The organism is Pseudomonas sp. 5P_5.1_Bac1, assembly GCF_025466015.1.
Lineage (GTDB): Bacteria > Pseudomonadota > Gammaproteobacteria > Pseudomonadales > Pseudomonadaceae > Aquipseudomonas.
The window spans coordinates 1-10,762 of sequence record NZ_JANLNX010000058.1 but is presented as its reverse complement, the minus strand read 5'-3'; the positions used below and the strand labels follow the sequence as shown (position 1 = coordinate 10,762).

9 protein-coding genes and 1 rRNA gene are annotated in these 10,762 nt (G+C 61.5%); 6 read left to right on the top strand and 4 right to left on the bottom strand.

Annotated elements, in window-relative coordinates:
* The first annotated feature begins 194 nt into the window (after positions 1 to 194).
* On the top strand, positions 195 to 536 hold the full coding sequence (locus tag NTD82_RS13275; protein WP_095159894.1) for a tryptophan synthase subunit beta: 342 nt from the start codon (positions 195 to 197) through the stop codon (positions 534 to 536).
* Between the two features lie 31 nt (positions 537 to 567).
* On the opposite strand, the gene lapD is transcribed toward NTD82_RS13275, so the two are convergent.
* Together lapD and lapG are read right to left on the bottom strand one after the other, a co-directional pair.
* Positions 568 to 2,499: a cyclic di-GMP receptor LapD gene (lapD, locus tag NTD82_RS13270; protein ID WP_262129054.1), complete on the bottom strand. Its 1,932-nt coding sequence runs from the start codon at positions 2,497 to 2,499 to the stop codon at positions 568 to 570.
* 9 nt (positions 2,500 to 2,508) lie between these two features.
* A complete protein-coding gene (gene lapG, locus NTD82_RS13265; protein ID WP_262129052.1) occupies positions 2,509 to 3,264 on the bottom strand; it encodes a cysteine protease LapG in 756 nt (251 codons plus the stop codon).
* A 216-nt stretch (positions 3,265 to 3,480) separates the two neighbouring features.
* Here lapG and NTD82_RS13260 point away from each other — a divergent pair, with 216 nt between their 5' ends.
* Positions 3,481 to 4,173 (top strand): GntR family transcriptional regulator, encoded by a 693-nt coding sequence (locus NTD82_RS13260; protein WP_262129051.1) that lies wholly within the window; start codon positions 3,481 to 3,483, stop codon positions 4,171 to 4,173.
* Positions 4,174 to 4,500: 327 nt separating this feature from the next.
* Here the strand turns inward: NTD82_RS13260 and NTD82_RS13255 are convergent, their stop codons facing one another.
* Entirely contained in the window at positions 4,501 to 4,686 is a 186-nt protein-coding gene (locus NTD82_RS13255) for a hypothetical protein (protein ID WP_262129050.1), read from the bottom strand.
* A 129-nt stretch (positions 4,687 to 4,815) separates the two neighbouring features.
* Between NTD82_RS13255 and NTD82_RS13250 the strand changes: the two genes are divergently transcribed.
* Genes NTD82_RS13250 through NTD82_RS13235 form a run of 4 tightly spaced genes read left to right on the top strand, consistent with a single transcriptional unit; the run spans position 4,816 to position 10,461 of the window.
* Positions 4,816 to 5,592: a DUF3050 domain-containing protein gene (locus NTD82_RS13250; protein ID WP_095159853.1), complete on the top strand. Its 777-nt coding sequence runs from the start codon at positions 4,816 to 4,818 to the stop codon at positions 5,590 to 5,592.
* Positions 5,589 to 6,533: a diiron oxygenase gene (locus tag NTD82_RS13245; RefSeq protein WP_262129049.1), complete on the top strand. Its 945-nt coding sequence runs from the start codon at positions 5,589 to 5,591 to the stop codon at positions 6,531 to 6,533. Before NTD82_RS13250 ends, NTD82_RS13245 begins: the two co-directional genes overlap by 4 nt.
* The gene (locus NTD82_RS13240) at positions 6,530 to 9,967 is read left to right on the top strand and encodes an amino acid adenylation domain-containing protein (RefSeq protein WP_262129048.1); all 3,438 of its coding nucleotides are present in this window, start codon (positions 6,530 to 6,532) and stop codon (positions 9,965 to 9,967) included. Before NTD82_RS13245 ends, NTD82_RS13240 begins: the two co-directional genes overlap by 4 nt.
* Before the next feature lie 26 nt (positions 9,968 to 9,993).
* Complete coding sequence (locus tag NTD82_RS13235; protein WP_262129047.1) at positions 9,994 to 10,461, top strand: SRPBCC family protein; 468 nt, start codon at positions 9,994 to 9,996, stop codon at positions 10,459 to 10,461.
* 63 nt (positions 10,462 to 10,524) lie between these two features.
* Here the strand turns inward: NTD82_RS13235 and rrf are convergent.
* Positions 10,525 to 10,640 (bottom strand): 5S ribosomal RNA (rrf, locus tag NTD82_RS13230).
* Positions 10,641 to 10,762: the final 122 nt, after the last annotated feature.

Below are 10,762 nucleotides of genomic sequence, written 5' to 3'. Positions count from 1 at the left end.
CCCCCCCCCCCCCCCCCCCCCCCCCCCCCCCCCCCCCCCCCCCGGCCCCCCCCCCCCCCCCCCCCCCCCCCCCCACGACACTGCGGTTTTTTGCCTGGCGGCCATAGGCGGCGCATACTCGTGCGCCGTTTATGGCCTAAGCTGCTGAGTGCTTTAAGAAGAAGATGATGGAACCACAATCACGAGGGATGACCATGTTCTACGTGCAACGCGACATGGCAGGCCAGTTGCTTCGGGTCGAAGCCGCCGCCTTTGCCGAAGCCACGGAAACACTGCCCGCCGATCACGCCGAAGTTCTGGAGTGGTTTGCCGACGATGTGGTCGAGAACAGCCTCAAGCAGCTCAAGCAGAGCGACCTGGACATGATTCGGGTGCTGGAAGACCTGATCGACGTGCTGACCACCAAAGGCGTGATCAGCATCACCGACCTGCCGCCCGGCGCCCAGGCCAAGCTGCTCAACCGCAACACCGCCCGTGCCGCCCTCGGCGGGCTGAATAACCTGATTGACGAAGACGATCACGGCGGCCTGATCTGAATCCCGTCGGCCCTGACAACAGGGCCGGGCTTCACGCCCAGGGTGCCGGTTCTCCCACCAGCCGGCCCTGCACGCCCTGGATCTCCATCTCCCGCAACACCTTCAACTCCCCTTCTGTTTCCACGCGCTCGGCGATCAGTGGCAGGTCGATGCTGTGGGCTGCGCGCTGCACGGCCTCGATGAAGATGCGCTTGTGCTGTTCTTCGTCGATGGCGCGGATGTAGCTGCCGTCGATCTTCAAATAGGCGAGGCCCAAATGGGCCAGGTTGCCGATCATGCTGAAGCGCCCGCCGAAGTGCTGCAGGCTCAGGCTGAAGCCCTGGGTGCGCAGGCGACGGGTCAATTGCTCCAGCACGGACTGTTCCGGCAATTGCTCTTCGGCAATCTCCAGGGTCAGCCGCGGACCAAGGACGGCGTGTTGTGCCAACAGGTCGAAGACTTTTTGCTGGCTGGCCGGATTGACGACGGTCGTCGCCGAGAGGTTGAGCGCCAGTGACTGTTCGTGGCCATGCATCTGCTTGAGGACTTTCTCCAGCATCATCAAGTCGAGCCGGGTCGCCCAGCCGAAACGCTCCAGCGCCGGCAGGAAACGGCCGGCGGCGATGGTCTCGCCCTGGTCATCGATCAGCCGCGAAAGCACCTTGTAGTGCAACACTCGGTCAAGCGCGTTGCTGTCCACCACGGGCTGGAAGAACAGCTCGAAGCGGCCCTGATTCAGTGCCTCGTCCAGCAACGAGTGCCACTGGCGATGGATATCACTGGCCTGCGTCGCCGAGCCTTGCTCCAGGCAAACCCACGACGGCTCCGGCTGGCTCTGCGCACGCGCAAGGGCCTCGTCCGCCAGCGCCAGCAGAGCCTTGGGCTCATCCCCCGGACTGAACGGTGCCAGACCGATGCACGCCGACGGGGTGACATCAGAAATGCCGCGCAAGCCGGACTCCAGCGCTTCGGCCAGCTTGATCGCATCGTCATGACTCATGCCCGGCGCCAGCACCGCGAACTCGCCACCGCGGCTGCGGGTGATCAGGTTGTTGGTTTCCGGGAAGTTGGCGCACGCGCTCTTCAACTGCTGACCTACCGCTTGCAACAACTGGTCGGTGCGATGGCCGCCAAGGCGCTGGTTCAGCCCGGCAAGGTCCTGCACCCGCAACAACAGCAGATAGCCGTCGCTGGTCTCATCAAGATTGCTGACCCGGGCGTTGAGCTGCATTTCGAAATAACGGCGGTTGGCCAGGCCGGTGAGGCTGTCCTGATAGGACTCGACCCGCAACTTCTCGCTGCGCTCGGCCTGCTCCTTGTAGAGGGCCTTGAGCTTCTCGACCATCTGGTTCATGGCCTGGACCACCCGCCGCAGTTCGGGAGTGCGCGGCAGGTCCGGCAGGCTGAGGAATTCCCGGCGGGCGATGGCGTGGGACTGCTCGACCATATAGTCCAGCGGCTTGAGCTGACGACGCAGCAGCAGCGCACCGGCCACCGCGCTCAAGGCACCGCAGAGCAGCAGCCAGCCGAGGCTGCCCAGAGCGCTCTGCCAGAGTTTGGCCAGGGCGAACATCGGGTGGCTGACCACCTCGACCCGCGCCGCCTGCTGCCAGCCGCGCATGACGATCGCATCGCCGCCGGCCGGCTCCAGACCGATCAGGTGAATGAACCAGCGCGGCACACTGCCGGCGTCAGGCTCGGCATGACGCTCCACCAGGATAGCGTTGGAGCTCAGGTCCACCACGCGGATGCTGGCGTAGTAACCGCTGTCGAAGATCGAGCTGACCAGCAGCTCGACCATCGCCGGGTCATCCAGATTGGGCGTCAGCGACAGGGCGAGCGCGGTGGCTGCATCCTGGGCGTGGGAGCGCAACTGATTGACGTACTGACTGCGCGAGCTTTCCAGACTCACCATGAAACTGCCGCTGAAGGCGACCACCATAAACAGGCAGATGGCGAGCAACAATTGTTTGAACAGTGACATCTGAGCTCCTCAGGGTTCGGCAGGGAATCCTTCCGCCTGCATCTTCTTTAACAGATCCTGCCAGCGCGACAGGCGCTTGGTATCGCCCACTTTCTTGTTACCCGCGGCGCCCGTCAGCCACAAGCCTTCGCCATTGAAGGCGTACACCGGCAACAGGTCGGTGCGCTGGCTGGCCGGCTTGATCGCGTCGATCAGGCTGTCGAGTACCAAGGGCATGGCTTCAGGGCTTGAATAGTAGGTCAGGACCATATGCGCGCGGTTCTGGCGCAGGGCCTTTACGTAGGTGATGCGTAGTTTTTCCGCGGGGATGCCGAGACGGCGCAGGCTGAAATACTTGGCGATGGCGTAATCTTCGCAATCCCCCGCGCCCTTGATCAGCGACTGGATCGGGGTCGCCCAGTAATCGACTTCGTGCCACAGGTCGATGTCTTCCTCGTAGCGCAGTTGCCGATTGAAGAACTGGTTGACCACCTCCAGACGCTCGACATCGCCGAGCTGCTTTTGTGTCGCCAGCAATTGCTGCCAGGCGTCGATACGCTGCTGGCCGGCGCCCAGTGGGCCATACAGGGCCTGGGCCTTGCGGCTGATCTGGGAAAAATCCCAGTCCGCACGCAATCCGCCCAGCAGCGCCAGGCCAAGCAACAGAGCCAGCCCCACCCGGCGCATGGTCAGATAAACAGCCCAACGTATCGCCAAGACGAACGGTCCGCGAAGTCCCTGGAAAGCGCCGATGGTGACGCCTGAGCGGGGAAAAGACAATGACACCGAGCAATCACCGTGATATCAGCCAAAACGCACCCGACGGAGGGTTCGAGGCCATGCCGGAGCGGTGCTTCCCTTAAATCGAGAGTTCATTCACGATAGCACCGCGGTTCCCCACCAAGACCTCTTATCCACAGGCCGGAATAGTTCAAACCGAAGGTTTGACAAGGATCGCCTCCATTACTAGCTTGATTGGATCCAATATTGGGCAGAAGTAGCGTGGCCGGAAAATCCAAACTCCTCAACACCATCCTGGGCGACGAACAGGTACCCCCGCACCTCGCGCGAAGCGTGATCGAGGAGCGCCTGCGCGGCGCCATTCTCGACGGACGCCTGGCACCCGGCATGGCATTGCGTCAGCAAGAGCTGGCGACCCTGTTTGGCGTCAGCCGCATGCCGGTGCGCGAGGCCCTGCGCCAGCTCGAAGCGCAGGGGCTGCTCGAAGTCGTGGCGCACAAGGGTGCCGTGGTCGCTCCGCTGATCGGCGAAGACGCCGTCGAAACCTACGAACTGCGCGAGATGCTCGAAACCGAAGCGCTGCGCCAGTCCATTCCGCTGCTCGACGCCAACGACATCGCCCTGGCCCGCGATTACATCCGCCAGCTTGAGAACGAAACCCGCCACTCTGAAATCGGTCGCCTGAACCGGCTGTTCCACATGACCCTGTACAGCAAGGCGCGGAGCAAGAAGCTGCTGCGCCTGATCGACAACGAGCTGTGCCAGGAAGAACGCTTCCTGCGTTTCCACCTGTCCTCGATGGGACTGGGCAAGCTGACCCAGGACGACCACAACGGCCTGGTCGACGCCGCCAACGACAAAGCCATCGAAGACGCCGTGGCGATTCTTCACCGCCACCTGAGCAATGCCCTCAAAACCATCCGCAATTACCTCGACAAACAACCCAAGCCGTAACCCTCCCTGCCCGCCATGGGCCGCGCCAGCGGTCCTGATGCGCCTCCCGTCTCGGCGGCACCTTCCCCTGCACCACCCAATTCCATGACAGCCCGCGCGTTTGCTGCACACTCTAAGTCCAGCACGCAGCCCTGATCGGCCTTTGCATGGCCCGGTTGCGTGCTCCTCATTGACCTGCAGAAGGAGCCTCATCCCCGGGCAGGAGCCGATAACGATCAGCTGCCCCTCACATTCGAATCTGCAATTTCCCACGTAAAAAAGTGCCCGGAGTGAGGCATTCACTCGCCGCATTAAAACTTTGGCCCTTTATAGCCGAGGCGGACACTTTCATCCCAATAAAACAAATAGAAGTTGTTTTAAAGAGCAACTATCAACTTTGAAAAACACGCTTTGAAATATATCCAACACCTCCTCTTGCAGAACATTGAAAAGTTGCCTTAGCTTTCGATCACCGGAGAACGCCCGGCTTACCTGGCCAACGCCACGGCCCGCGCTGCACTCGGCAACTTGCATGTCATCAACTCGTTTTCACTGGCGATTCAGTCCAGGGGGTTTCTGCCACCTGAAATAACCTGCCTGGCAACTATCAAAACTATCCCAGACACCAACTTCCACGTCGCGAAGTTTAAAAAGGAACTTGCAATGAACAGGCTCGAACACCTTCTGCATGAAAAGAAAAACGAATTGGCGCGTCATCCTGTCTTCGCTGAAATCGACTCGCTGCCGGTCCTGCGCCGGTTCATGGAAACCCATGTGTTCGCCGTCTGGGATTTCATGTCCCTGACCAAGCGCCTGCAGCAGGAACTGACCTGCACCCGGCTGCCCTGGTTACCGCCCCAAGACCCCAAAGCCGCGCGCTTGATCAATGAGATCGTGCTGGGTGAAGAGTCGGATGACCGCCTGGAGCAGGGTCATTACAGCCACTTCGAGTTGTATCTGGATGCGATGCGCGAGGTCGGCGCGCGCACGCAGAGCATCGAGCGCTTTGTCCTGCTACAGCGCGACGGCCTGCACCACCGGGCCGCCCTGCATGAAGCGGGTGCCAGCGAGGCCGCCCGGCATTTTGTAGAGCAGACGCTGGATACCGCGCTCAATGCGCCCGCCCATGTCGTTGCCGCAGCGTTCCTGCATGGCCGCGAAAGCGTCATCCCGACCATGTTCCAGCGCATCCTTGACGACTGGGGCATCACCGGCAGCCACGCCCCGACGTTCCGCTATTACTTGCAACGGCACATCGAGGTCGACTCCGACGACCACGGCCCCGCCGCCGAGCAACTGCTGGCACGCCTGGTCAATGGCGACCCTCAGCGCGAACGCGAGGTCTACACCGCCGCCATCGCTGCCGTGGAGAGCCGCCTGGCATTCTGGGATCGCTTGCGGCTATCGATGCACGCGGACATCACCGAGGCCAGCCTATGAACAGCCTCGACTACCAATCCTTCGCCGAGAGCTGGGAGAGCCGCGCCACCATCCGCACCCGGCCGCGGCGCCAGGTTGAGGACGACGAGCGGCTGATCTATCCGCTCAGCCGCCAGCCGCTGGTGCTCAGCGACACCTTTCTTCGCGAATGCCCGCACCTGCGCGATTTCGCCCTGGTCCAGAGCCTCTACAAGTTCATCAACGATGTGGTGATCTTCGAGACCGAAATCGTCGATCGCACCGCCCGGGCCATCGCCAAGGACCGCTTCGCCGTGCGCTTCCCCTTCGCCTGCCGCTACGACGCCATGACCGTGGTGGTGGATGAGGACTACCACGCTCTGGTGGCCATGGACTTCATGCAGCAGACCGTCGAGCTGACCGGCATCAAGCCCATCGCCCTGCCCGCGGAAATCGAACTGAGCCGGGCCATTCCCGCCGCCCTCGCACTGGCCCCGGAGCACCTGCGCGACGCGGTGGAACTGATTTGCGTGGGCATCGCGGAAAACACCCTGACCAACGATGTTGCCGCGTTCGCCCGCGATGACAGCGTCAAACCCTCGATCAAGGGGCTGATGGCCGATCACCTGCTCGATGAAGGTCGCCATTCGACCTTCTGGGCTCGCCTGACACGCATCTACTGGAGCCAGGCACCCGAACAGGACCGAGAACACATCGCCCAGCTTCTGCCGGTGTTCATCGGCCATTACCTGACCAACGACATCCAGAAAGCCTTCGACCATCAGTTGATCGCCGCGCTCGAGGTGCCGGATCACGTGGCCTGCGCGCTGCGCGCCGAGGTGACGGCCATGGCCTGGCCGATCAATCACCAGCACCCGCTGTTGGGCAACATCCTGCGTTTTTTCAGAAGCAGCTCACTGCTCGACGCGACTTGCGTGCAACAGGCCCTGGCCGAATACCTGCCGTCAGGGAGCACGTCATGAGGCGCCTGGATATCCTGCTGGCCGGCAGGAGCCCGGCCCTTGCCCGGCTGCGCGACGAACTGGAACAGCACGGCCATACGCTGCATCACGCCATCGACATGGCGCTGCTGGAGGCATGCCCGTTTGTCACCCCGCACCTGTTGATCGAGGACGGTAGCCTGGACGTACCGGCGCTCGGGGGCTGCCCGTACCTCAGCATGCGGGTGGCCAGCAGCAGCCTGGATGTCGACGAGCTGCCTGAGCTGGAATTGCTCTACTGGTCCGGCACCGCCAAGGCTCAACGCTTGATCGACCGGCAACCTGTGGCGAAGGAATGCTCAGGCAACGGCCAACAACTGCGTTTGACGGTTCTCGATAGCATGCAAGAACGTGTGGCGCTGCATGTCAGCCGTTTCTCGCGTAACCCGGAGTACTTTCGCGAAGCCGCCGTTGTTCCCCCTACGCAACAACCCCATGAGCAGACGCTTTGCTGGCTGGAGCGACTGGCCTACTTCCATGTGTTCAATCGTCGCGAACATGCCTCGCTGCTGCGGGAAAGCCACACGCCGCTCATCGAGCGCCTCGAACACAGCCTGCTGGTTCACGCCAGGCACCCGGCCTTGAACGTCGATGGTCAGCGCATCAGTTACGCGGCGTTGCATGCTCAAGCGCTGGCGATTCAGCAGCAATTGCTGCCACTGCTGCCGACCGCTGACCGGTCCGACACCGCGCTGATCGCGATCTGCCTGCCGAAGTCGCTGGCGTTGTATGCGAGCCTTCTGGCGGTCCTCGGCTGTGCCGCCATCTACCTGCCACTGGATCCAGATACCCCGGCCGAGCGGCTGCGCTTCATTCTGAAAAACGCCAACGCAACGGTGCTGATTCATGACGGAAGTTTCCCAGCGTGTGATGAGTCAATTCCCAGACTGGACCTGAGTCACCTTCCCCCGCCGGCACCGCAACCCCTGTCCGGGCTTATGCAGCGCCGACCCAACACAGATGAACCCTGTGTCGCCATCTACACCTCCGGCACCACCGGCCAACCGAAAGGCGTGCTGCTGAGCCAAGGCAACCTCAGCCACTTCCAGGCCTGGTACGGCGACCATGTGCAACTGAGCCCACAGAGCCGGGTGCTGCAGTTCTCCACGATCAACTTCGATGCCTCGTTGCTCGACATCCTCCCCACCTGGGTCTGCGGTGCCGAACTGGTGGTGCCGGATGAAAACCAGCGGCGGGATCCCGCGCGGCTGGAAGATCTGATCCACCGACAGGAAGTCAGCCACGCCTTTTTACCCCCCGCCCTACTCAGCCTGCTGAAACTGGAGGACACCAGCCTGCAGCACCTGATCACCGGCGGCGATGTCTGCGAGCCCGAAGTAATCGAGCGCCTGGCCGGGCAATGCCGCGTCCACAACATCTACGGCCCGACCGAAACCACGGTGCTGGCTACCACCCGGGTGTTCAGTGTCGGCGACAACAACCGCGATATCGGGCTGCCGATCGCCAACACTCGCGTGTTGCTGCTCGATGAGGCGCTCCAGCCCGTCCCGCAGGGCGTCGTCGGCGAGCTGTACATCAGCGGCGCCGGCGTTGGTCTGGGCTATCTGAACAATCCGCTATTGTCCGCGGAACGCTTCATCAGCCTTGAACTGCCGGAAGGCGAGCACCTGCGTCTGTACCGCACGGGCGACCTCGCTCGGTGGACCGCCAACAGCATCGAAATCTGCGGGCGCCGCGACAATCAGGTGAAGATCCGTGGGTTTCGAGTTGAACCGGAAGAGATAGAGCACTGCCTGCGCGCCAGTCGGCTGTTCGCTCAGGTTGCCGTGGTGATCGATGAGCAACGCAGGGTGCTGGCGTTTCTTGCGCAGCCCCGGCATGCCGAGGCTGTCGAAGCGCTGCGAGCCCATGCCCGGCAGCACCTGCCCGACTACATGCGCCCCCTGCTCTATCAGGAACTTGTGCGAATGCCCTACACGAGCAACGGCAAGGTTGATCGCCGTGCGCTCTTGGCAACGCGGGTCGAGTTTTCCGGACAGCGGTCGCACATACCCGCCGCCGACCCTCTGGAAAAACAACTGCTGGAACTATGGAGCGAGCTGCTGGAACTGCCGCAGGAGGACATCTCGACCGACGACAGCTTCTTCAACCTGGGCGGACATTCGATCCTGCTATCGCGGCTGTTGCTGGCACTGCGTGACCGCTTCGGTCGAGGCATCTCCATCAATCGCTTCATCGAGTCACCCACGTTGCAACGGCTGGCCAGCCTGGTCAGCGGTGAGGCGATCAACGCAAGCGCGCTCAACCCACAGGCCGTGGCCGATGCCGAACGCGAGCTGGGTCTGCAGGTGCTGCCAATCGATCGATTGGGTGACCCGCACAAGGTGATCGTCACCGGGGCCAACAGCTTTCTCGGCGTGCATATCGTCGAGGCGCTGCTCTCCTGGGGCGCGACGGAGGTGGCTTGCCTGGTCCGCCGCGGCAACGGTCGTTCAGCCGAAGAGCGCTTCGCCCAGGCAGTGATCGACAACCGCATCGACGGCCTGGACTGGCGCCGGATTCGCGTTCTGGAAGCGGATCTTCGGAAACCCCGACTCGGATTGAGCGAAACGGACTACGAAGACCTGGATCTTCGCTATGGCGCGCTTGTTCACAACGCGGCGCAGGTAAACCACGTGCTCGACTACCCCGCGCTGGCGGCAGACAACGTAGAGCCGCTATTCGAATGCCTGCGCCTGTGTGAGGGGCGTAGCAAGAAGATCTTCAACTTCATCTCTACCCTTTCAGCCTGCAGCGCCCGGGATGAGCACGGGCGGGTACTGGAGCAGCCACCGGCCACGACACCTCCGCTGTACATCCGCAACGGCTACAACCTGAGCAAATGGGTGGGTGAGCGCCTTGTGGAACGGGCTCGTCAGGATGGGGTGTGGGTCAATCTCTTCCGCCCAGGGAATATCAGCTTCAACAGCCACAGCGGCGTCTGTCAGCCACTGAAGAACCGTCTGATGCTGATGCTCAAGGGCTCGCTGCAATTGGGCCAGGTGCCGGCGCTGGACCTCGAGTTCGACCTGATGCCCGTGGATTTCCTTGCCCGCTTTATCGGCTTTCACGCCAGTCGTTATCGCGCGGCCCAAGCGGTGTTCAACCTGCATAACCCCGAGCCATTGCGCTGGGAACGCTATGTCGCGGCGTTTCGTCAGTGCGGTCGGCAATTCGAGTTCGTCAGCGTCGAGCACTGGCAGCAGCAGTTGCAGCAGATCGACCGCAACAACGCCCTGTACGACGTGCTCGGCTTCTATCTCGACGGCTTCGAGGAAGACATCGGCGACATCTCGCACATTGCCCACGCCAACGCCCGTGATGGCGTGCAACGCATGGGCGAACGCTATCCGGAGAAAAGCCCTGCACTGCTGGCGCGCGGCTGCCGGTATCTCCAGGACATCCAGTTCATCTGATCCATCCCACCCAGAGGAGCAACACCATGCAAGCACTGAAACCCGATACGCTTATTCGCAATCCACAAGGCTGCCAGGTCGTTTCGCAGGTCGATATTGCTGCGGATGCCACGAGTGTCTGGAGCATCGTCGGTAATTTCGCCGGCTTCGCGGTATTCATTCCGGCGCTGAGTCATATCGAGATGACGGGCAGTGGCGTGCGCTCGATCCGCAAGAAGTTCTTCAAGGACAACAACTTCGTTATCGAACAACTCAACTCCCACGACGATCAGGCAATGACCATGACCTGGAGCTTGATCCATACCAGCCTCAACATCGGCAATCTCTGGGCAGCCATGGAAGTGAGGGATTTGGGCAACGGTCAAAGCCGGGCGATCTGGACAATTCAAGGGGAACCGAACGAGGGAGGATCTGATGCGCTTCCCGCGTTTCAGGCGTTCCTACAGGGCTTTGCGGATGACGCCATGAATAACGTCCGCAACCTATTCAACTAAAAATTAACCCGCCAGAAAGACAAAACCCCTGTCTGCAATGCAGACAGGGGTTTTGGAATTGAATCTTGACGATGACCTACTCTCACATGGAGAAACTCCACACTACCATCGGCGATGCATCGTTTCACTGCTGAGTTCGGGATGGGATCAGGTGGTTCCAATGCTCTATAGTCGTCAAGAAATTCTGTGTGCCGATCTGTTGTAGAGAACAGTTCAGCGAAATTCTTGATGCTTCTACTAAAAGACAAAACCCCTACCTGCATACGCAGATAGGGGTTTCGGAATTTAATCTTGACGATGA

Coding starts and splice junctions, on each gene's coding strand:
- NTD82_RS13275 (WP_095159894.1), top strand. CDS start 195: ATGTTCTACGTGCAACGCGACATGGCAGGCCAGTTGCTTCGGGTCGAA.
- NTD82_RS13235 (WP_262129047.1), top strand. CDS start 9,994: ATGCAAGCACTGAAACCCGATACGCTTATTCGCAATCCACAAGGCTGC.
- lapD (WP_262129054.1), bottom strand. CDS start 2,499: ATGTCACTGTTCAAACAATTGTTGCTCGCCATCTGCCTGTTTATGGTG.
- NTD82_RS13250 (WP_095159853.1), top strand. CDS start 4,816: ATGAACAGGCTCGAACACCTTCTGCATGAAAAGAAAAACGAATTGGCG.
- NTD82_RS13245 (WP_262129049.1), top strand. CDS start 5,589: ATGAACAGCCTCGACTACCAATCCTTCGCCGAGAGCTGGGAGAGCCGC.
- NTD82_RS13240 (WP_262129048.1), top strand. CDS start 6,530: ATGAGGCGCCTGGATATCCTGCTGGCCGGCAGGAGCCCGGCCCTTGCC.
- NTD82_RS13255 (WP_262129050.1), bottom strand. CDS start 4,686: ATGCAAGTTGCCGAGTGCAGCGCGGGCCGTGGCGTTGGCCAGGTAAGC.